Raw genomic sequence first — 18862 nt, 5'->3', positions numbered from 1 at the left:
CGCCAACCTTGGTGTCGGTGCGGGGTAAGGGCGGTTAGGGCTTGTCGTCGTCGTCGTACTTCTTCTCTGCCTGCTGGGCCAGGAAGCGCTCGAACTCCGCGCCCAGCTCGTCTCCGCTAGGCAGATCCTCGTCGCGAGCTAGTAACGATCTGTTCTCCTGAGCGTCGATGAAGGCATCGTACTGGCGCTCCAGCGCGGCCACCACTTGAGCGACTTCCGCGCTCGCTTCGACCTGTTCGTCGATCTTGGCCCGAATCACCTCGGCCGCTTCGGCCAAAGCCGTCAGCGGCAGCTCCAGCGACGCGGTCTTGGCGACCTGTTCGAGCAACGCCTGCGCGGCGGCCGGGTAATCGGTCTGCGTGAGGTAGTGCGGGACGTGCACGGTGTAACCGACGACCTCGTGGCCATGCTGGCCCATCCGGTATTCCAGCAGGTTGGATGCGCTGCCGGGAACCTGGATCTCCGAGATCCACGGCTGGAAGCTGGCGATCAACTCCGGGTTGTTCGAGTGCGCGGTCATGGTGGTCGGCCGGGTGTGCGGGACGGCCATCGGGACGGTGCCCAGGCCGATGGTCTGGCGCACGCCGAGGCGTTCGGCGAGCAGGCGCACGGCGGTGATGAAGCGTTCCCACTTGAGGTCCGGTTCCATTCCGGCCAGCAACAGGAACGGCGTGCCGACGGTGTCCCGCATCGCGTACAGGCTCAGCTCGGGTTCCTCGTAGTGGGTGAAGTGATCCGTCTTGAACGTCATCATCGGCCGCCGCGATCGGTAGTCCAGCAATTCGTCAATCGCGAAGGACGCGACCAGTTCGGTGTCCAGCACCGCCTTCAGATGCCCGGCCGCCAGCTTGATGGCATGACCGGCGTCGGAAAAGCCCTCCAGGGCGTGCACCAGCACCGGGCCGCGGCCGTCGGACGTCGACAACTGCGGCGCCGGCAGTTCGAGCTCATACATGCCAGCCTGCCCTGGCTGGTACTGATCATCTGGGTCTTGATGGTGAGCCATCGCGATCGCCTCCTCTCGGGGGGTCTCTCCAGGGTGCCCTACCCAGTGTCCCCCGAATCAGGCGGAACCAACATCTATCAGCGAACTTCGCGTTCACGCTGATAGCTGAAACGCGATGCCTCTACGGCGAATCCGTCAACGACACGGCCGGGGGCGCCGGGCGCGCCGGCAAACCGCGTACTGCACCGCGATGAGTGGCAGTCGGCTTGCCGCCCCCCGGTCAGGCATGATGAAGGCGATGCGCATTCGGATCTTGCTGCTCTGTTCGCTGGTGGGGGTGGTGACGTCGCTGACGTCGTGCCGGCCGCCCGTCCAGCATGCGTCGGGAGCGCCGGTATCCGCCCCCCGCGTCGGCGGCCCGGTGCAGCGGCTCAGCCAACCCGAGCAGAAGGCCGTTGCGGGTCCGGTCGAACCGGATCGGCGCATCGGGGCGATCTTCATCGACGGTGGCCCGCTGCACGTGTGCACCGGGTCGGTGGTGCATTCGACGGGCGGCAACCTGATCATGACGGCCGCGCACTGCCTGGCCGGAGCCTCGCTGATCACCTTCGTCCCCGGTTTCGCCGGGGACGCCGCTCCCGGCCCCGCCGACGTGTGGAAGGCCGACACCGTCTACCTCGATCCACGCTGGACGGCCAGCAAAGACCCGCACGCCGACTACGCGATCGCTCGGGTCAGCAACGAGGCCGGCGTCCCCGTCGAGTCCCGCGTCGGCCTGGCGCTCACGCTGGGGGTCACGCCGCCGCCCGGCAGCCGCGTCACCGTGCTGGGGTATCCGGCGGGCGTGGGAGGCTCGCCCATCGGCTGCCAGGCCAGCACGTCGGTCACCGATACCGGGTTTCCCGCATTGGCCTGCGAGGGGCTGGTGGACGGCACCAGCGGGGCGCCCTGGGTCAGCGGCACCACGCTCATCGGGCTGATCGGTGGTCTGGAGCGGGGCGGCTGCGCCGCCAACATGTCGTACTCGGCACCGTTCGACGCCCAAACCGCGGAGCTGCTGAAGCGCGCCGAGGCCGGCGGTCCAGGGGACCCGGTCCCGAACGACCTCCAAGACGCCTGTTAGTGGCGATCGCCAGCGCGGCGTAGCCGGGCGCCGCAGGTCGTCACCATTGGTTTAGTGGCGATCGCCAGCGCGGCGGGTCGCCACCATCCCAGTCAGTGGCGCCCAGTCAGTGGCGGAACTGGTTGAGCGCCCGGACTTTGTTCATCACGTCGAGCGCCGCCACCTTGTAGGCCTCGGAGAAGGTGGGGTAGTTGAACACCGCGTCGACGAGGTACTCCACCGTGCCGCCGCAGCCCATCACGGCCTGACCGATGTGCACCATCTCGGTGGCGCTGGTCCCGAAGATGTGCACGCCGAGCAGCTTGAGGTCCTCGGTGGACACCAGCAGTTTGAGCATCCCGTAGGAGTCGCCGGCGATCTGGCCGCGGGCGAGCTCCCGGTACCTGGCCACGCCGACCTCGTAGGGCACTGCGTTCTTGGTCAGTTCCACCTCGGTGGCGCCGACGTAGGAGACCTCGGGGATCGAGTAGATGCCGATCGGTTGCAGCTCGGTGATGCCGTCGGACGCCTCCCCGAACGCGTGGTAGGCGGCCAGGCGTCCCTGCTCCATGGACGTCGCGGCCAGCGCCGGGAAGCCGATCACGTCGCCGACGGCGTAGATGTGCGGCACCTTGGTCTGGAAGTTCTCGTCGACGAAGATCCGGCCGCGGTCGTCGGCCTCCAGCTCGGCGTTGTGCAGATCGAGGTGATCGGTCTGGCCCTGCCGCCCGGCCGAGTACATCACCGTCTCGGCGGGAATCTGCTTGCCGCTGGCCAGCGTGGTCACGGTGCCCGCCGACCCGACGTCGACGGCGGTCACCTCCTCACCGAACCGGAACGTCACCGCCAGGTCGCGGAGGTGGAACTTCAGCGCCTCGACGACCTCGGGGTCGCAGAAGTCGAGCATGTCGTCGCGCTTCTCCACGACGGTGACCTTGGTGCCCAGGGCGGCGAACATCGAGGCGTACTCGATGCCGATGACGCCGGCGCCGACCACCACCATCGAGGTGGGCAGCGACTTGAGATCGAGGATCCCGTCGGAGTCGAGCACCCGGTGCTCGTCGAACTCGACGCCGGAGGGCCGTGCGGGCCGGGTGCCGGTGGCGACGACGACGTAATGGCCAGTGATGGTTATCTTTTCGCGTCGCGACGGGTCTTCGACCTCAATGGTGTGCGGGTCCACGAAGCGCCCGTGGCCGATCAGCAGGTCGATGCGGTTGCGCATCAGCTGGTTGCGCACCACATCGACTTCCTTGCCGATCACGTGCTGGGTCCGGGCCAGCAGATCGGCCGGGGTGATCTTCTCCTTCACCCGGTAGCTCGCGCCGTAGAGTTCGCGCTGGCTCATCCCGGTGAGATAGAGGACCGCCTCGCGCAACGTCTTTGACGGGATGGTGCCGGTCTGGACGCACACCCCGCCGAGCATTTGGCCCCGCTCGACCACGGCGACCGACTTACCGAGCTTGGCCGAGGCGATCGCGGCCTTCTGCCCGCCGGGCCCGGACCCGATGACCACCATGTCGTACTCTTGCGCCGAACTCATGGCTTAAACAGTAAGCCAGCACAACGCACAGTGCTGGGTTCGTCCACAGGTCCGCTGCCGCACCACCGCAGGTGCGCACCGCTTGACGGTGGCGGCCGTCAGCGTTGGTGCTCATGACGACGCATCGACCAGACTTCGAACTTTCCCGCCCCGGCGCACTCATCGCCGCGCTGCCGGCCGTTCTCGGCTTCGTTCCCGAAAATTCATTGATATTAGTGTCTTTGGGCGACGGGGAACTCGGCTCGGTGATGCGCGTCGACCTCTCCGAGGAGCTCGTCGATCGGATCGAACACCTGGCGGAGGTCGCCGCCGCGGCGGCCCCTGAGGCGGTGATCGCGGTGATCGTCGACGCGGACGGGGCCTACTGCCCATGCTGCAATGAGGAATACCGGCAGCTGTCGGTGGCGCTCGCAGAGGCCTTGTCGCAGCACAACATTGAGCTCTGGGCCACCCATGTGGTCGACCGGGTGGCCGTCGGCGGCCGCTGGCATTGCGCCGAAGGCTGCGGGTCGAGCGGCGTGGTCGACGACCCCGCGGCCTCACCGCTGGCCGCCGCGGCGGTGCTGGAAGGCAGACGGCTCTATTCGCGTCGCGCCGACCTGCAGGCGGTCATCGCGCCCGACGACCCGGCGCGCAGCGCCGCCCTGGCCGCCGCGGTCGAACGGCAGGCCGCCCGGCGCCGGGCGGCGCATGATGCGCAGCCGGTCCGCTGCACCCGCGCCGACGTGGAGACGGCGCTGGCCGCCGCCGCCCGGGTCGCGGCCGGGCAATCACTGTCCGACACGGAGCTGGCGACGCTGGGCTGCGCGCTCAGCGACCCGCAGGTGCGCGACATCCTGTACGCCCTTGCGGTCGGGGAGAGCGCCGGGCAGGCGGAGTCGTTGTGGGCGCTGCTGGCGCGCGCGTTGCCCGCGCCGTGGCGGGTCGAGGCGCTGGTCCTGCTCGCCTTCAGCGCGTATGCCCGCGGCGACGGCCCGCTGGCCGGGGTGTCGCTGCAGGAGGTGCTGCGCTGCGCGCCCGACCATCGGATGGCGGGCATGCTGGACACCGCTCTGCAGTCGGGTCTGCGGCCCGAGGACATCCGGGATCTGGCGCTGACCGGGTACCGGCTGGCCAAGCGGTTCGGCGTGCGGCTACCGCCGCGACGGCCGTTTCGCCGCAGGGCGGGATGACGGGACGGAAGCGCCGGGTCAGACCTTCTCGACCTTGACCGCGTGGGCCATCTCGTGCGGCAGGGTGACGTTCTCGTGGCCTGGAATGACGATGGTCACCCCGGCCGAGCTGGTCTCGACGGTGACGCGCGCGTTGGGGACGACGCCGGCGTCCTTCAGGCGGGAGATCAGGTCGATGTCACCCTGGACGTGTTCGGTCAGCTGGCGCACCACCACGGCCACCGGCGCGCCCGCGGGCAGCTCGGTGAGTCGGACCAAAGGACCGTCCTCGGACCAGGATTCCGGGCCCACGCCCAGGTCCAGAAGCCCGGGGATCGGGTTGCCGAAGGGGGAGGTGGTCGGGTTGTTCAGCACCTTCACCAGGCGCCGCTCGACGTCCTCGCTCATCACGTGCTCCCAGCGGCAAGCCTCGGCGTGGACCTCTTCCCACGGCAGGCCGATGACGTCGACCAGCAGGCGTTCGGCGAGGCGGTGCTTGCGCATCACGGAAATGGCCAGCGCCCGGCCCTTGTCGGTGAGCTCGAGGTGGCGGTCGCCGGCCACGTGAAGTAAACCGTCCCGCTCCATGCGCGACACGGTTTGGCTGACAGTCGGCCCGCTCTGATCGAGGCGTTCGGCGATCCGGGCACGCAGCGGCGTCACGCCCTCTTCTTCGAGGTCGTAGATGGTCCGCAGATACATCTCGGTGGTGTCAACCAGGTCGTTCATTCAGCACCCTCCGTCGACGCTGAGTCTACTTGGCCAGCTGCGCGAATGGTTGTAACGCCTCCCAGGCAAGCAGTATGCCCGCCGCTGACGCGGCGGGCATACCGTCTGCTACCTAGCTTGTGTGAGGTGTTAACTCGCGTACGACCGTAGCCGGTCGGCACGCTCCCCGTTGCGGAGTTTCGACATCACGTCGCGCTCGATCTGGCGCACCCGCTCGCGGGACAGACCGAACAGCTTGCCGATCTGGTCCAGGGTGCGCGGTTGGCCGTCGTCGAGGCCGAACCGCAGCCGGATCACCTGGTGCTCACGCTCGTCCAGGGTGGCCAGCACGCTGCGGATGTCGGTGTGCAGCAACTCGGCGATAACCGCGTTCTCGGCCGACATCGCTTCGGCGTCCTCGATGAAGTCACCCAGCGGGGCTTCTTCCTCGGAGCCGACCGGCATGTCCAGGCTCACCGGGTCGCGGCTGTGCTCGAGCAGGTCGTTGATCTTTTCGACCGGGATGCCGGACTCGGCGGCCAGTTCCTCATCGGTGGCCTCGCGCCCCAGGTTCTGGTGCATCTCGCGCTTGATCCGCGCCAGCTTGTTGACCTGTTCCACCAGATGAACCGGCAGCCGGATGGTGCGGCTCTGGTCGGCCATGCCGCGGGTGATGGCCTGACGGATCCACCAGGTCGCGTAGGTGGAGAACTTGAATCCCTTTGTGTAGTCGAACTTTTCCATTGCGCGGATCAGTCCGAGGTTGCCCTCCTGGATCAGGTCCAGCAGTGGCATGCCGCGACCCGTGTACCGCTTGGCCAGCGACACCACCAGACGCAGGTTCGCTTCCAGCAGGTGGCGGCGCGCCGCCTGCCCGTCACGAACAACGGCCTCCAGATCACGTTTGCGGTTCTCCCCGAGTCGCTTACGCGTGGCGAGCAGGTGTTCGGCATAAAGCCCGGCTTCGATGCGCTTGGCGAGTTCGACTTCGCCGGCCGCATTGAGAAGTGCCGTCTTGCCGATTCCGTTCAGATATACGCGCACTAAATCCGCTGCGGGGCTTTGAGCATCCAGATCGCCGTCAAATCTGCTCGTGCTGGCGTTCGCCATAGCGACCTCCCGTTCGGCTTTGTTCTGTCATTGAGTCCAACGACAGATCAGCTCTGAGAGTTCCCATCGGTTCTGCATCTCACACGTCTTGACGTGCAGAAATGTGCCGCAGACCTGAGAAAGTCCTGAGAAGTCCGGCGGCGGCACTGTCAGGAGAAACGCCGGCTAGTCGGGATCGATTCCGCCGCGCGGGCCCGGCGGCCAGTGTGGCTGCGGGTGCTGCGGGGCCTCGAGCGCGGGACGTTCGGCCCGGGGAAACAGCGGCGTGCGCTGGTGCGCATTGTCGAACCGGCGTGGCTCATCGGCACTGCGCGGCGGCCGGTCATTGGCGATCAGGACAGCCATCCATGGCAACGGGATGGACAGCGCGACGATCGCCAGAGAGATCAGCCCGTTGTGCCACGCGCCGTAGGCGACCGCGGCCAGGATGAGCGCCGGAATCCGGAAAGCCATCAAGGTCAGGTACTTACGCACCCGCGCGCGGTGCTGCTCCTCGTAGGAGGTGGCGGCGGCGGTGATGAGCACTGGGCGGCCTTTGTTGCCGTCAAAGTCATCGAACCCCGAATCGGAGCCGTGCTTCATTTCTCCACTGTCCCACAACTGGCCGATTCCGGCTCGACCGGTTTTCGGGGCGCTGGGCGGTGCACAATGTCAGGTATGCAGACCCAAACGATCGAACGCACCGAGACCGACGAACGCGTCGACGACGGGACCGGCAGCGACACCCCCAAGTACTTCCACTACGTCAAGAAGGACAAGATCGCCGAGAGCGCCGTGATGGGCAATCACGTGGTGGCATTGTGCGGCGAAGTCTTCCCCGTCACCAAGGCGGCCAAGCCCGGCTCACCGGTCTGCCCGGACTGCAAGAAGATCTACGACCGGATGAAGAAGGACTGATCAGCCGGGCGGTTCCGCCGGCGCCACCTCGCGTTGTTGCGTTGCGGGATTCGCTATCGGGCTGGCCAACGTCTCCACCGTCCGCTTCAGGGCGGGCGAACGCGTGAACAACCACTTGCGCAGCCGGTGTGCGTGCGTGCGGGGTGCGGGAAACTCCTCCTGAACGGCGGCGTTCAGTTCGGCGCCGAGCATGATCGCGAAGCCGCCGAAGAACGCGAACAACAAGAACGCGATGGGCGTGGAGAGCGCGCCGTACGTGTAGCCGGTGCTGGTGATCCACCTGAGGTAGAACCGCAGGCCCAGAGTGGCGGTGACGAACACCGTCGTCGCCAGCATCGCGCCCAGGATCAGCCGGTGCGACGGCAACGGCTCGGGCAGTGCGACCCGGTACAGGACCATCACCCCGATCGTCAGGATCAGGATCAGCGCCGGGTAGTAGCCGTAGCCCAGCAGGTTGGACAGGCCGAGCGGGATGTGTTCACCCACCTTGCGCGGCCCCACCACCACCAGCGGTGCCGTCGCCACCACGAACACCAGCATCACCACGTAGAGGAACAGCGCGAACAGACGCTGGCGCACCGGGTGGCGCAGCGGCGTCTGGTCATGCGCCTCGACCACGGAGTCGACGAACGCCGAGATGGCCGACGATCCAGCCCACAGCGAGATGATGAACCCCAGGGACACCACCTCGCCGCGGGCGTGGTTGGCGATGTCGCGGACGGTCGGCTCGATGATCTCGTTGACCACGCTGGGGGAGAACACGCTGTGCGCGGTCGAGATCAGCTGGCGCAGGATGCTGGGCAGCATGTCCGGGCCGAACAGCGGTGCCACGTAGGCCAGGGTGCCCAGCACGCCGAGCAGCAGCGGCGGCAGTGACAGCGCCGACCAGAAACCAGCCTGAGCCGACTCCGAGAAAATCGAGTCGTCCCAACTCTTGGAAAGAGTCCTCAGGGTGATTCGCCAAATATGGTGGCGCGACGGTTTTGCGACCTGCTCGCTCATACCCGTCCAGCATTACCGAAGATCGCTCGCACCGCCCACATTGGCGATGGGCGAGTTCACTACGGGCTAGCTTTCGCTGAACTCCAGCACGGCGTCCAGTTCGGTCAGCTTCGCCTCGTGCTCATTCGCGTGATGCTGGCAGAAGAGAAGCTCCAGTCCGGAAGGCAGCTTGGCGCGTACCCGAGCCGCAGCACCGCAGCGGTCGCAGCGGTCGGCTCTGGTCAGTTCGGGACTCGTCAGAGTTGCATTCATGGCTTCTCCGTTCTCTTTCATTCACTTTCTCAGACGTATGGCGTTTTCGCCTTGTTCCCCGATCGTTATCGGTGTGTCGTTTCTCACGAGCTGGTCAGGTTTGGTTTAACCGCTGTCTAGGGTGTCGAAGTTGTGACCTTCACACCCGGCGTCCTGGTGCACCTGTGCGGAACCGAGCAGTGGGAGCAGGCACGGCGGCGGGGCGGCATCGACCCGGAAGCCGCTGGCGGCGGCGACTTCATCCACCTGTCGACGCCGGAGCAGGTGCACCTGCCGGCCAATCGGCTCTACCGCGGTCGTGACGATCTGGTGCTGCTGCACATCGACCCGGCCCTTCTGGCCGCGCCGGTGCGGTGGGAACCGGGGGTAGCAACCGATCCGGAGTCGATGTTGTTCCCGCACCTGTATGGCCCGCTGCCGGTGGCCGCTGTGGTCCGGGTCACCGCCTACCCCCCGGCCGACGACGGCACTTTCGCGCCGGTCGCCGGGGAGTCGACGTAAGCGTCGGCCTCGATCTCCACCAGCAGCTCGGGCGCGATGAGCGCCGACACTTCCACCATGGTGGCCGCGGGGCGTATCGCACCGAAGACCTGCTCGTGCACGGCTCCCACCTCGCGCCAGCGTGAGATATCGGTGATGTAGATGCGGGTGCGCACCACGTCGGTGAGCGCGGCGCCCGCCTGCTGCAGTGCAATCTCGATGCGGCGCAACGCATCTCGTGCCTGGGTGGCGATGTCACCGGCGGGCCCGGTGCCGGTCGTTCCGGCCACCGCCACGTGCGGACCGACCCGCACCGCGCGCGAGTAACCGACCTCCGATTCGAAGACGGATTCGCCGGAGATGACTGTGCGGTTGGTCGACATGGCAGTCACGGTACGACGCCGGCGCCCGCGGGCGCAGCCGAATTAACCGGTGGCAGCGGTCCTTTGGGCTACCGGCACCGACGACAACGAAACCGACTGCACCCCAACTCTTCTGGGGTGAACGGCCGAATGTCGATCAGTCTAGGTAGTCGCGCAACACCTGGGAGCGACTGGGGTGGCGCAGCTTCGACATCGTCTTGGACTCGATCTGGCGGATGCGCTCGCGGGTCACGCCGTAAACCTGCCCGATCTCGTCCAGGGTGCGCGGCTGGCCGTCGGTCAGACCGAAACGCAGCCGTACTACGCCCGCCTCGCGCTCCGACAGCGTCTCCAGCACCGACTGCAGCTGGTCTTGTAGCAGCGTGAACGACACCGCGTCCACGGCCACCACGGCCTCGCTGTCCTCGATGAAATCGCCCAGCTGGCTGTCGCCCTCGTCGCCGATGGTCTGGTCCAGCGAGATCGGCTCGCGGGCGTATTGCTGGATCTCCAAGACCTTTTCGGGCGTGATGTCCATTTCCTTGGCCAGCTCTTCGGGCGTGGGCTCGCGGCCCAGGTCCTGCAGCAGCTCGCGCTGGATGCGGCCCAGCTTGTTGATCACCTCGACCATGTGCACCGGGATGCGGATGGTGCGGGCCTGGTCGGCCATGGCGCGGGTGATGGCCTGTCGGATCCACCACGTCGCGTACGTGGAGAACTTGTAACCCTTGGTGTAGTCGAACTTCTCGACCGCGCGGATCAGGCCCAGGTTGCCTTCCTGGATGAGGTCCAGGAACGCCATGCCGCGGCCCGTGTAGCGCTTGGCCAGCGAGACCACCAGTCGCAGGTTGGCTTCCAGCAGGTGGTTCTTCGCCCGGTCACCGTCGCGGCAGATCCACACCATGTCGCGGCGCTGCGCGGCGGGCAGTTTGTCGCCGCGCTCGGCCATCTCGGCCATCAGCTGCGTCGCGTACAACCCGGCTTCGATCCGCTTGGCCAGCTCAACCTCTTCCTCGGCGTTGAGCAGCGCGACCTTACCGATCTGCTTGAGGTAGGCGCGAACCGAGTCGGCGGACGCCGTCAGCTCGGCATCCTTGCGGGCCTGCCGCAACGCCTCGGACTCGTCCTCGTCCCACACGAAATCGCCGGACGCCTTGTCCTTTTCGCTCGGCTCGGCGATTTCCTCGTCATCCTCTGCGGCGGCCTCGGCCGCCTTGGCGGGCTTCGCGGCGACCTCTTCCTCGGCGTCACCCTCCTCGGAGTCGACCTCGCCCTCGTCGGCCTCTTCGCCGTCGGACGCTACGTCGTCCTCGAGGTCGTCGAGGCTGAGATCGGTGTCGATGTCGAGGTCTTCGCCGGGCTCACCCTCGAGGTCGGGCTCATTGTCGAGATCCTCGACGGCACCGTCGGAATCGAGGGCGTCGGGATCCGCCGGTCCGCCCTTGGCCGCTTTGGTTCCGCGCGCAGGCGCCTTGGCGCCGGCGCCCTTGGCCGCGGCGCGGGTCTTCTTGGAGTCGTCGGCCGCGTCGCCCTCGGACGTGGTGGACGGCGATGCCGCCTTGGCGGCCCGTTTCGCGGGTGCCGAGCCGTTGGCCGCCTTGGCCGCCGGCCGCTTGGCGGGGGACGACGGAGACTTCGTGGCGGTACGTTTCACCGGCCCATCCGTCGCCGGGCTTGCTTTCGTCGCTGCCACTTACACCCCTTCGTTTGGGCTCACTTTCGGTGGGTAGTGGGCATGGTTAACCGAAAGTGTCTGCTATGTCGATGTCGGCGTTGGTATCAGCGTGAGTAGTCGCACGCTGTCGGTTGGGCGTTCGCCGAGCACCATTGTAACGACAGCGCGCGGTACTACGGCTCTGCCGGGCAAAATCAGTGGGTCACGTCCGAGGTGGCGGCCATGGCCGCGCCGACGATCCCGGCCGTGTTGAGCAAGGCCGCGGCCACCACCGGGGTGCGGTTGGTCAGCAGCGGCACCCATTTGTCGGCCTTGCGGCTGATCCCGCCGCCGGCGATGAACAGGTCCGGCCACACCGCATTCTCGATGGTCACCAGCACTTTGGTCACCTGCTTGGCCCACTTCTCGAAGGACCAGTCGTTTTTCTCCTTCACCGAGGACGCCGCCCGCTGCTCGGCCTCCTTGCCGCCGACCTCGAGATGGCCGAACTCGGTGTTGGGAATCAGCGTCCCGTTGTGAATCACCGCCGAACCGATGCCGGTGCCGAACGTCAGCAACACCACCAGGCCCGACTGGCCCTTGCCCGCGCCGTAATGCTCCTCGGCCAGCCCGGCCGCGTCGGCGTCGTTGAGGACGGTGACGTCCTGACCGTCCAGCTCGGCGCTGATGATGTCGCGCGCGTTGGTGCCGATCCAGGCCTTGTCCACGTTGGCGGCCGTCTGCACGACGCCGTGGGTGACGACGCCGGGATAGGTCACTCCGAGCGGACCGGTCCAGTCGAACGCGTGCACCACCTGGGCGATGGTCTTGGCCACCGCCGAGGGCGTCGCCGGCTGCGGCGTCAGCAGCTTGACCCGCTCACCGATCAACTGCCCGGTGTTCATGTCGACGATGCCGCCCTTGATGCCGCTGCCACCGACGTCGATGCCGAATCCGCGCCGCTGCGGCGCGCCGTCGCCGGCCACGATGGCGGGCGTGTCCGTGGTCGAGTCGGTGCTGGTCATCGAATCTCCTGGGCATGACTGGGCTGTCCGCTCACCTTAGCGCCGCGACGGTGTCGGCCGTGGTGTCTGCGCGGCCGTGACGACTGTGCTGCGATAGACCCGTGACCTTTTCCGATGACGAGCTGGTACGGCTGCGTTCGGTCGCCGAAACCTTGGCCGCGGAGGCCGCCGCATTCGTCCGGCGTCGGCGGGCGGAGGTTTTCGGCGCCGAGGCGGGCGGTTCGCAAACCCCGGGCAGTGGCGCGGTGCGCTCGAAGAGCACCCCGACCGATCCGGTGACGGTGGTCGACACCGAAACGGAACGGCTGTTGCGTGATCGGCTGGCCGAGTTGCGGCCTGGGGAACCGGTTCTCGGCGAGGAAGGCGGCGGGCCCGCCGATCCGGTGGGCACGCCGGGATCGGTCACCTGGGTGCTCGATCCCATCGACGGCACGGTGAATTTCGTCTACGGCATCCCCGCCTACGCCGTGTCGGTCGGCGCACAGGTCAACGGCGAGTCCGTGGCCGGTGCCGTCGCCGACGTCGTCGGAGACCGGATCTACTCGGCGGCACTCGGGTTGGGTGCACACGTCGCCGACGGCGAGGGGACGCAGCCGCTACAGAGCGCCGCCGTCGACGATTTGTCGATGGCGTTGCTGGGCACCGGTTTCGGCTACTCCCGGCAGCGCCGCGCCGCGCAGGCGGCGTTGTTGGCGCGCATGCTGCCGGTGGTCCGCGATGTCCGCCGCATCGGCTCGGCGGCGCTTGATCTGTGCATGGTCGCCTCGGGTCGGCTCGACGCCTACTACGAGCACGGTCTGCAGGTGTGGGATCGCGCCGCGGGCGCGTTGATCGCGGCGGAGGCCGGGGCGCGGGTGGTACTGCCGGCACCCGGAACGAACGGGGCCGGCCTGGCGCTGGCCGCCGCGCCCGGAATCGCCGACGAGCTGCTGGCCGTCTTGGAGCGGTTCGACGGCCTGGATCCGATTCTGGATTGACCGCCCCGGGTCAGCAGCTGCTGGCGTGAATCTTGGCCAGCAGCGTGGGATCTGCGGGCTCGGTGGCGCCGGGACGCAGGGTGGCGAGCACGGCGTCGATGTCGTCGTTGTGTGCCAACGCGCTGAAATCGGTGCCCAGGGATAGATCGACGGAGTCGTCGGCGCGGTTGTCGTTGAACAGCTCAGTGCACGGCGCCACCAGCCATACGGCGGCCGCGGTGGCCTGTCCGGCGGTGCCGAAACGGATTTGGCCCTGGCAGGTGAGTCTGGTGCCCGCATAGAGGGGATCGTTGGCAGCGGTCGGTTGGGCGAAGCCGAGATCTTTCATCGCCCCGGCGACATCGCCGGCCTGCCCGCCGCGGCCGCTGGCGTTGAGGACGCGAACCTTGGTGTCCGCGAGCTTGGCGGGCATGACGTCCATCATGGCGCTGCGCGACACCTGCTCACCGAGTTGGGCCGGCGCCGAGCCGCTGGCCTGGGGCGGCGGATTGCACACCGCGGCCTCGTGCACCTTGGCGGGCCGCGTCAACGCGATCGTCCAGATGACACCGGTCGCCACTGCGAGGAGAGTCACCACGACGATGGCGGGCCGCGGGTTGCGGCGCCGAAATGGCCGACCGTGCTTGTCAAACGCTGTACCCTCGGTGATTTGCGTGACCACAGCTGCACTCTAGCCGCACGCTAAACCCACTGTTCAGACACGAGCGCAAGGGTCAAAATAGGGATGTGACGCAAATCACACCTTAATGGGCCGCGATACGGGCACGAATCATTTGGTGGATGCGTTCGACGCTGGTACAAAGCGATGCTTGGATATCGCGGGCATGTAGAGGCAATAGGGCAGGGGAAGAGATATGCCTACCGACTATGACGCTCCACGGCGTACCGAAACCGACGACGTTTCGGAGGACTCGCTCGAGGAGCTCAAAGCGCGACGGAACGAGGCGGCTTCGGCCGTCGTCGACGTCGACGAATCTGAATCCGCGGAGAACTTCGAACTGCCCGGCGCCGATCTGTCCGGTGAGGAACTGTCGGTGCGTGTGATTCCGAAGCAGGCCGACGAGTTCACCTGCTCGAGCTGCTTCTTGGTGCAACACCGCAGTCGGCTGGCCAGTGAGAAGAACGGCATGATGATCTGTACCGACTGCGCGGCCTGATCGGTCAGCTGCGTAATGCCGACAGCACCCGCTCGGGGTGACGGCAGCTCACCAGCCAGTACGGCGTCGGATCGTCCGGGTCGTCGAGTACCGCCAGGACCATCGGCCCCACCCATGCCCTGTGTAGGACGTAGGCCGCCGGATCGAGTTGGCGGCCCAGGGCGGCGGACTTGGCCGATGGCGCTATCTCCGCGGATCGGGAGATCACGGTGACCGGCAGATGCGCCTGGCCGGCCCACAGCTGCACTTCGCCGGGCGCCGCGGCGTCGGCGGTGACCCGGATCTCGATGCGGCCCAGCCACAGCAGCGCCGCGGCGGCCACCGCGAACAGCGTCGCGTACGGCCACCAGGTCGACTGGCGGGTGACGCCCATGTTGAATTCGAAAGCGATGATGCCGGCCAGCGCGAAGGCCGGTGGCCACCACCACCAGGGAACCCACAATCGTTCGCGATACCGCACGTTGTGCGGCGCGACGCGCGTATCTGACACGCAGTCAAGGGTAATCTGTGGCCCCGTGTCGACCAGTTTGGCCATCGTCCGCCTTGACCCCGAGCTTCCGCTGCCCAGCCGCGCCCACGAGGGCGACGCCGGGATCGACTTGTACAGCGCCGAAGACGTCAAACTGGAACCGGGGCGACGCGCCCTGGTCCGAACGGGGGTCGCGGTCGCCATCCCGTTCGGCATGGTCGGCTTGGTCCATCCGCGGTCGGGATTGGCTGCGCGCGTTGGACTTTCGATCGTCAACAGTCCGGGTACCATCGACGCGGGCTATCGCGGCGAGATCAAGGTGGCGCTGATCAACCTGGACCCGACCGAGCCGATCGTGGTGCACCGCGGCGATCGCATCGCCCAGTTGTTGGTGCAGCGAGTCGAGTTGGTGGAGCTGGTCGAGGTGTCGTCATTCGACGAGGCCGGGCTGGCCGAGACATCCCGCGGCGACGGCGGTCACGGTTCCTCCGGCGGACATGCGAGTTTGTGATGCGCCGGCCACATGCAGAAGGAGGGGCGATGAGGTTTGGTACCACCCGCTTGCGGGGGAGGAGCGGCGCTGATGGCTGCATTCGGTAAGCGCACACCCAAAGACGACGACGCCTCAGGCGCCGACATACCCGCGGCGGACGAGGTGGCGGGCCGCGACGCCGATGAGCAGGCGCCCGAAGAGCTCGAGGGCCCGTTCGACATCGAGGACTTCGACGACCCGGCGGTCGCCGAGCTGGCCCGGCTCGACCTGGGCTCGGTGTTGATTCCCATGCCCGAGGCCGGCCAGCTGCAGGTGGAGCTGACCGAAACCGGTGTGCCGAGCGCGGTTTGGGTCGTCACGCCGAACGGCCGGTTCACCATCGCCGCCTATGCCGCACCCAAGACGGGCGGCCTGTGGCGCGAAGTGGCCGCCGAGCTCGCCGAATCGCTGCGCAATGACTCGGCCCAGGTGAGCATCAAGGACGGGCCGTGGGGCCGCGAGGTGGTGGGCACCGCGACCGGCGTAGTGCGCTTCATCGGCGTCGACGGCTACCGCTGGATGATCCGCTGCGTCATCAACGGTCCGCACGAGACGATGGAAGCCCTGGAGGCCGAGGCGCGAGCGGCCTTGGCGGACACCGTAGTTCGGCGCGGCGATACGCCGCTCCCGGTGCGCACTCCGCTGACCGTGCAGCTGCCCGAGCCGATGGCGCAGCAGCTGCGTGAAGCCGCCGCCGCCCAGCAGGCCGCGCAGCAGGACGAGGCCCAGGGGCAACAGGCACCGGCCGACGAGCCGGCCGCGCGCCGCAGCGTCGACGGCTCGGCCATGCAGCAGTTGCGCACCACCACCGGCGGCTAGCGCCCGACGATGCGCGCCGCTGTGCGGCGGGCGCAGGAGTTGGGCAATCGGGCCTAGCGGCTACAGGTCGGCCAGCGCGCTCAGGCAGGCCGCACCCAGGGCGGCGGGATCCGCGCCGATCTCATCCAGCGTCACCGTGCGCAGCGCCGCGCGCGGCGCCGCGGCGACCCAGTCGCGCCCGGCCTGCAACGGGTGGATCGGATCGTCGACCGCGGACGCCACTCCCAGCGGCGCGGCCAGCCCGGCCAGCTCCGCGCAGCTCGGCGCGACGTAGGCGGCCGCCTCTTCCATGGCGGCGGGCAGATGCGGCCACTGTGCCTGCCACGACCGGGTCAGCTCGTCGGCCAGCCACGGCGGGCTGGACGCTCGCATCTGAGTCGTGGTCACCGCCAGCCCGTCGGTGCGCAACTGGGACGCCGAATACCGCGCCGCCAGGGCTGCCGGCGCCGCCCCCGGCGCGCCCGCCCAGGCCGGCAGCGCGGCCAGCACCGCGACGGCCCGCTCGGGATGGGCCAGCGCCCAGGCGGCCGCGACCGCGGCGCCGATCGAGACCCCGCCCACAGCGATCGGCCCTTCGCGCGCCGCATCATTCAACGCCGCCAGGTAGCCCTCGATCAGCCGGTCGGGTCGCGGCGGCGGGGTCACCAGCAGGGCGCCGATCTCGGATAAGGGGCCCGAAAATGCCCGGTGAACGTAGTCGTCGTCGGAGCCGGTCCCGGGCAACAACACCGTCGTGACACCGCGCAGATCGACCACCACCCCTTGATAGTGCCCCGCCGTTCGGCGGCCCTCCAACACGACGTTTGAGTAGTTTGGCGCCGGGGAACCAACAGGTCTACGGTGTCCGTTGGCATAAATGGAAGCGTCGAGGCTTATCAGCATTGTCAGGAGTGGCCATGAGGGCCCAAGGGTATCTGCGCCGGCTCACCCGTCGGTTGACGGAGCATCCGGAGCGACTCGACTCGGAGGAGCTCTCCGACGAGGTCGCAAGCACCGGCGCGCAACGCGCCATCGACTGCCAGCGTGGCCAGGAGGTCACGATGGTGGGAACACTGCGTAGCGTCGAGTGCAACGGCAGGGCCTGCGCCGGCGGCGTCCGCGCCGAATTGTTTGACGGCAGCGACACCGTCACGCTCGTCTGGCTGGGTCAGCGCCGCATTCCGGGCATCGACTCGGGGCGCACGCTGCGAGTGCGTGGCCGCCTCGGCAAGCTGGAGAACGGAACCAAGGCGATCTACAACCCGCACTACGAAATTCAGCGGTGACCGATCCCGGACATTCGGGGGTAACCCCACCGCAGTCGGGCTCGTCGGAACGAATGACCACCAACCGCATCAACCCGGAACGTCTGCTGGCACAGGCAGGCGGGGTCAGTGGTGTCATCTACTCGTCGCTGCCGGTGGTGGTCTTCGTCATCGCCTCGAGCGTCTCGGGATTGGTTCCCGCGATCGTCGCCGCGCTGGGGGTCGCCGCGCTGATCCTGTTGTGGCGGCTGATCCGCCGCGAATCCGCGCAGCCGGCGTTCTCCGGATTCTTCGGCGTCGCGCTGTGCGCGCTGATCGCCTACGTGCTGGGGGAGTCCAAGGGCTACTTCCTGCTGGGCATCTGGATGTCACTGGTGTGGGCGGTGGTCGTCGCGGTCTCGATGCTGATCCGCCGGCCCCTGGTCGGTCACGCGTGGAGCTGGGCCACCGGGCGCGGTGACGGCTGGCGCAAGGTGCCCCGGGCCGTCTACGCGTTCGACATCGCCTCGGCGGCCTGGGTGCTGGTGTTCGCCGCGCGGTTCGTGGTCCAGGGGCTGCTGTACGACGCCGACCGAACCGGCTGGCTGGCGGTGGCGCGGATCGCGATGGGCTGGCCGCTGACCGTGCTGGCGGCGTTGGCCACCTACGCCGCGATCAAGTCGGCCCAGCGGGCCATCGCCGCCGCCGGCCCAGCTTCGGTCGAAATGGAACCCGGCGCCGTCACCGACTGACTAGTCGCCGGCCGGGCTGTGACTGCCCAGCAGCAGCTTTTGCAGATCCTCCTCCGCCTCGGCGACCGCGACGAACAGCAACTCGTCACCGCCCTCCAGCGGTTCGTCCTCCTCGGGCACGATCACCCGCGGGCCACGCAGGATGGTCACCAGCGAGGTGTCGCGCGGCAGCTGCAGTTTGCGCACCGGCTTGCCGCCCCACGGCGTGTCGTCGGGCAGGGTGATCTCGACGAGATTGGCCTGCCCTTTGCGGAATTCCATCAGCCGCACCAGATCGCCGACGGCGACGGCCTCCTCGATGAGGGAGGCCAGCATGCGCGGCGTCGATACCGCCACGTCGACTCCCCACGCGTCGGTGAACAGCCATTCGTTGCGGGGATCGTTGACCCGGGCGACCACCCGCGGCACCGCGAATTCGGTTTTGGCCAGCAGGCTCAGCACCACGTTGACCTTGTCATCGCCGGTCGCGGCCACCACCACGTCGAACTCATGCAGGCGCACCGACTCCAGCAGGCTCAGCTCGCAGGCATCCCCCAGCCGCCAGTGCGCCGCCGGGATGGCGTCGACGTCGACGTGATCGGGATTGCGTTCGATCAGCGTCACGTCGTGGCCGTTGCCGATGAGTTCGCGGGTGACCGAGCGCCCTACCGCGCCGGCGCCGGCAACAGCTACCTTCATGTGCGCCGCTCCTCAAACCGCTC

24 protein-coding genes are annotated in these 18862 nt (G+C 67.9%); 10 read left to right on the top strand and 14 right to left on the bottom strand.

Going from position 1 to position 18862, the window contains the following annotated elements; translation table 11 throughout:
* Nucleotides 1–34 precede the first annotated feature (34 nt).
* A complete protein-coding gene (locus tag ACIUM1_RS05540; RefSeq protein ID WP_406816244.1) occupies nt 35–1006 on the bottom strand; it encodes a proteasome assembly chaperone family protein in 972 nt (323 codons plus the stop codon).
* Nucleotides 1007–1232: 226 nt separating this feature from the next.
* On the opposite strand from ACIUM1_RS05540, the gene ACIUM1_RS05535 reads away from it, so the two are divergent.
* Nucleotides 1233–2069, top strand: coding sequence for a trypsin-like serine peptidase (locus tag ACIUM1_RS05535; protein WP_406817544.1), 837 nt, complete (start codon nt 1233–1235; stop codon nt 2067–2069).
* Nucleotides 2070–2175: 106 nt separating this feature from the next.
* Here ACIUM1_RS05535 and sthA read toward each other — a convergent pair whose 3' ends face one another.
* On the bottom strand, nt 2176–3591 hold the full coding sequence (gene sthA / locus ACIUM1_RS05530; RefSeq protein WP_406816243.1) for a Si-specific NAD(P)(+) transhydrogenase: 1416 nt from the start codon (nt 3589–3591) through the stop codon (nt 2176–2178).
* A 113-nt stretch (nt 3592–3704) separates the two neighbouring features.
* On the opposite strand from sthA, the gene ACIUM1_RS05525 reads away from it, so the two are divergent.
* Nucleotides 3705–4763, top strand: coding sequence for a DUF4192 domain-containing protein (locus ACIUM1_RS05525; protein WP_406816242.1), 1059 nt, complete (start codon nt 3705–3707; stop codon nt 4761–4763).
* An 18-nt stretch (nt 4764–4781) separates the two neighbouring features.
* Here the strand turns inward: ACIUM1_RS05525 and ACIUM1_RS05520 are convergent, their stop codons facing one another.
* The 3 genes from ACIUM1_RS05520 to ACIUM1_RS05510 all read right to left on the bottom strand — a co-directional run bounded on the left by ACIUM1_RS05520 (nt 4782) and on the right by ACIUM1_RS05510 (nt 7160).
* Nucleotides 4782–5471 (bottom strand): metal-dependent transcriptional regulator, encoded by a 690-nt coding sequence (locus tag ACIUM1_RS05520; protein WP_067839871.1) that lies wholly within the window; start codon nt 5469–5471, stop codon nt 4782–4784.
* A gap of 129 nt (nt 5472–5600) precedes the next feature.
* Complete coding sequence (sigB, locus tag ACIUM1_RS05515) at nt 5601–6560, bottom strand: sigma-70 family RNA polymerase sigma factor SigB (RefSeq protein WP_007774892.1); 960 nt, start codon at nt 6558–6560, stop codon at nt 5601–5603.
* 165 nt (nt 6561–6725) lie between these two features.
* Entirely contained in the window at nt 6726–7160 is a 435-nt protein-coding gene (locus tag ACIUM1_RS05510) for a DUF3099 domain-containing protein (protein WP_406816241.1), read from the bottom strand.
* Nucleotides 7161–7217: 57 nt separating this feature from the next.
* Here ACIUM1_RS05510 and ACIUM1_RS05505 point away from each other — a divergent pair, with 57 nt between their 5' ends.
* Nucleotides 7218–7457, top strand: a complete 240-nt coding sequence (locus ACIUM1_RS05505; protein WP_406816240.1) for a DUF3039 domain-containing protein — start codon at nt 7218–7220, stop codon at nt 7455–7457.
* Here the strand turns inward: ACIUM1_RS05505 and ACIUM1_RS05500 are convergent, their stop codons facing one another.
* Both ACIUM1_RS05500 and ACIUM1_RS05495 read right to left on the bottom strand, forming a co-directional pair.
* Nucleotides 7458–8459 carry a YihY/virulence factor BrkB family protein gene (locus ACIUM1_RS05500; protein WP_406816239.1) on the bottom strand — a complete coding sequence of 334 codons (1002 nt, stop codon included), beginning with the start codon at nt 8457–8459 and terminating at the stop codon, nt 7458–7460.
* Nucleotides 8460–8525: 66 nt separating this feature from the next.
* Entirely contained in the window at nt 8526–8711 is a 186-nt protein-coding gene (locus ACIUM1_RS05495) for a hypothetical protein (protein ID WP_007774888.1), read from the bottom strand.
* A gap of 132 nt (nt 8712–8843) precedes the next feature.
* On the opposite strand from ACIUM1_RS05495, the gene ACIUM1_RS05490 reads away from it, so the two are divergent.
* Nucleotides 8844–9212, top strand: a complete 369-nt coding sequence (locus ACIUM1_RS05490; RefSeq protein WP_406816238.1) for a DUF952 domain-containing protein — start codon at nt 8844–8846, stop codon at nt 9210–9212.
* Here the strand turns inward: ACIUM1_RS05490 and ACIUM1_RS05485 are convergent.
* The 3 genes from ACIUM1_RS05485 to ppgK form a co-directional block, all read right to left on the bottom strand.
* Complete coding sequence (locus ACIUM1_RS05485) at nt 9158–9574, bottom strand: RidA family protein (protein WP_406816237.1); 417 nt, start codon at nt 9572–9574, stop codon at nt 9158–9160. The two genes, ACIUM1_RS05490 and ACIUM1_RS05485, sit on opposite strands and share 55 nt — an antisense overlap.
* Before the next feature lie 136 nt (nt 9575–9710).
* A complete protein-coding gene (locus tag ACIUM1_RS05480) occupies nt 9711–11246 on the bottom strand; it encodes an RNA polymerase sigma factor (RefSeq protein WP_406816236.1) in 1536 nt (511 codons plus the stop codon).
* A gap of 176 nt (nt 11247–11422) precedes the next feature.
* The gene (gene ppgK / locus ACIUM1_RS05475) at nt 11423–12232 is read right to left on the bottom strand and encodes a polyphosphate--glucose phosphotransferase (RefSeq protein ID WP_406816235.1); all 810 of its coding nucleotides are present in this window, start codon (nt 12230–12232) and stop codon (nt 11423–11425) included.
* 101 nt (nt 12233–12333) lie between these two features.
* Here ppgK and ACIUM1_RS05470 point away from each other — a divergent pair, with 101 nt between their 5' ends.
* Nucleotides 12334–13209 carry an inositol monophosphatase family protein gene (locus ACIUM1_RS05470; protein ID WP_406816234.1) on the top strand — a complete coding sequence of 292 codons (876 nt, stop codon included), beginning with the start codon at nt 12334–12336 and terminating at the stop codon, nt 13207–13209.
* A gap of 10 nt (nt 13210–13219) precedes the next feature.
* Here ACIUM1_RS05470 and cei read toward each other — a convergent pair whose 3' ends face one another.
* Complete coding sequence (gene cei / locus ACIUM1_RS05465) at nt 13220–13870, bottom strand: envelope integrity protein Cei (RefSeq protein WP_406816233.1); 651 nt, start codon at nt 13868–13870, stop codon at nt 13220–13222.
* Between the two features lie 193 nt (nt 13871–14063).
* Between cei and ACIUM1_RS05460 the strand changes: the two genes are divergently transcribed.
* Nucleotides 14064–14366 (top strand): DUF4193 domain-containing protein, encoded by a 303-nt coding sequence (locus tag ACIUM1_RS05460; protein ID WP_330980327.1) that lies wholly within the window; start codon nt 14064–14066, stop codon nt 14364–14366.
* A 4-nt stretch (nt 14367–14370) separates the two neighbouring features.
* Here ACIUM1_RS05460 and ACIUM1_RS05455 read toward each other — a convergent pair whose 3' ends face one another.
* The gene (locus tag ACIUM1_RS05455) at nt 14371–14856 is read right to left on the bottom strand and encodes a DUF3093 domain-containing protein (RefSeq protein ID WP_406816232.1); all 486 of its coding nucleotides are present in this window, start codon (nt 14854–14856) and stop codon (nt 14371–14373) included.
* 25 nt (nt 14857–14881) lie between these two features.
* Here ACIUM1_RS05455 and dut point away from each other — a divergent pair, with 25 nt between their 5' ends.
* Nucleotides 14882–15346 carry a dUTP diphosphatase gene (gene dut, locus ACIUM1_RS05450; RefSeq protein WP_083096368.1) on the top strand — a complete coding sequence of 155 codons (465 nt, stop codon included), beginning with the start codon at nt 14882–14884 and terminating at the stop codon, nt 15344–15346.
* A gap of 72 nt (nt 15347–15418) precedes the next feature.
* The gene (locus ACIUM1_RS05445) at nt 15419–16186 is read left to right on the top strand and encodes a DUF3710 domain-containing protein (RefSeq protein ID WP_406816231.1); all 768 of its coding nucleotides are present in this window, start codon (nt 15419–15421) and stop codon (nt 16184–16186) included.
* 60 nt (nt 16187–16246) lie between these two features.
* On the opposite strand, the gene ACIUM1_RS05440 is transcribed toward ACIUM1_RS05445, so the two are convergent.
* Nucleotides 16247–16945: an alpha/beta hydrolase gene (locus ACIUM1_RS05440; RefSeq protein WP_406817543.1), complete on the bottom strand. Its 699-nt coding sequence runs from the start codon at nt 16943–16945 to the stop codon at nt 16247–16249.
* 137 nt (nt 16946–17082) lie between these two features.
* Here ACIUM1_RS05440 and ACIUM1_RS05435 point away from each other — a divergent pair, with 137 nt between their 5' ends.
* Together ACIUM1_RS05435 and ACIUM1_RS05430 are read left to right on the top strand one after the other, a co-directional pair.
* On the top strand, nt 17083–17451 hold the full coding sequence (locus ACIUM1_RS05435) for an OB-fold nucleic acid binding domain-containing protein (protein WP_406816230.1): 369 nt from the start codon (nt 17083–17085) through the stop codon (nt 17449–17451).
* Between the two features lie 53 nt (nt 17452–17504).
* Nucleotides 17505–18161, top strand: coding sequence for a DUF3159 domain-containing protein (locus tag ACIUM1_RS05430; RefSeq protein WP_406817542.1), 657 nt, complete (start codon nt 17505–17507; stop codon nt 18159–18161).
* Here ACIUM1_RS05430 and ACIUM1_RS05425 read toward each other — a convergent pair whose 3' ends face one another.
* Nucleotides 18162–18839: a potassium channel family protein gene (locus tag ACIUM1_RS05425; protein WP_406816229.1), complete on the bottom strand. Its 678-nt coding sequence runs from the start codon at nt 18837–18839 to the stop codon at nt 18162–18164.
* Nucleotides 18840–18862: the final 23 nt, after the last annotated feature.

Source organism: Mycobacterium sp. M23085, from assembly GCF_045343915.1.
In the GTDB taxonomy this organism is placed as follows: domain Bacteria; phylum Actinomycetota; class Actinomycetes; order Mycobacteriales; family Mycobacteriaceae; genus Mycobacterium.
This window is presented reverse-complemented; position numbering and strand designations above follow the sequence as displayed.

Excerpts from the sequence above, each read along its gene's own strand:
- ACIUM1_RS05445 (WP_406816231.1), top strand. The coding sequence starts at position 15,419 with ATGGCTGCATTCGGTAAGCGCACACCCAAAGACGACGACGCCTCAGGC.
- ACIUM1_RS05500 (WP_406816239.1), bottom strand. The coding sequence starts at position 8,459 with ATGAGCGAGCAGGTCGCAAAACCGTCGCGCCACCATATTTGGCGAATC.
- ACIUM1_RS05430 (WP_406817542.1), top strand. The coding sequence starts at position 17,505 with ATGACCACCAACCGCATCAACCCGGAACGTCTGCTGGCACAGGCAGGC.
- sthA (WP_406816243.1), bottom strand. The coding sequence starts at position 3,591 with ATGAGTTCGGCGCAAGAGTACGACATGGTGGTCATCGGGTCCGGGCCC.
- ACIUM1_RS05505 (WP_406816240.1), top strand. The coding sequence starts at position 7,218 with ATGCAGACCCAAACGATCGAACGCACCGAGACCGACGAACGCGTCGAC.
- ppgK (WP_406816235.1), bottom strand. The coding sequence starts at position 12,232 with ATGACCAGCACCGACTCGACCACGGACACGCCCGCCATCGTGGCCGGC.
- ACIUM1_RS05540 (WP_406816244.1), bottom strand. The coding sequence starts at position 1,006 with ATGGCTCACCATCAAGACCCAGATGATCAGTACCAGCCAGGGCAGGCT.
- sigB (WP_007774892.1), bottom strand. The coding sequence starts at position 6,560 with ATGGCGAACGCCAGCACGAGCAGATTTGACGGCGATCTGGATGCTCAA.
- ACIUM1_RS05460 (WP_330980327.1), top strand. The coding sequence starts at position 14,064 with ATGCCTACCGACTATGACGCTCCACGGCGTACCGAAACCGACGACGTT.
- ACIUM1_RS05535 (WP_406817544.1), top strand. The coding sequence starts at position 1,233 with ATGATGAAGGCGATGCGCATTCGGATCTTGCTGCTCTGTTCGCTGGTG.
- ACIUM1_RS05435 (WP_406816230.1), top strand. The coding sequence starts at position 17,083 with ATGAGGGCCCAAGGGTATCTGCGCCGGCTCACCCGTCGGTTGACGGAG.
- ACIUM1_RS05525 (WP_406816242.1), top strand. The coding sequence starts at position 3,705 with ATGACGACGCATCGACCAGACTTCGAACTTTCCCGCCCCGGCGCACTC.
- ACIUM1_RS05495 (WP_007774888.1), bottom strand. The coding sequence starts at position 8,711 with ATGAATGCAACTCTGACGAGTCCCGAACTGACCAGAGCCGACCGCTGC.
- ACIUM1_RS05485 (WP_406816237.1), bottom strand. The coding sequence starts at position 9,574 with ATGTCGACCAACCGCACAGTCATCTCCGGCGAATCCGTCTTCGAATCG.
- ACIUM1_RS05425 (WP_406816229.1), bottom strand. The coding sequence starts at position 18,839 with ATGAAGGTAGCTGTTGCCGGCGCCGGCGCGGTAGGGCGCTCGGTCACC.
- ACIUM1_RS05520 (WP_067839871.1), bottom strand. The coding sequence starts at position 5,471 with ATGAACGACCTGGTTGACACCACCGAGATGTATCTGCGGACCATCTAC.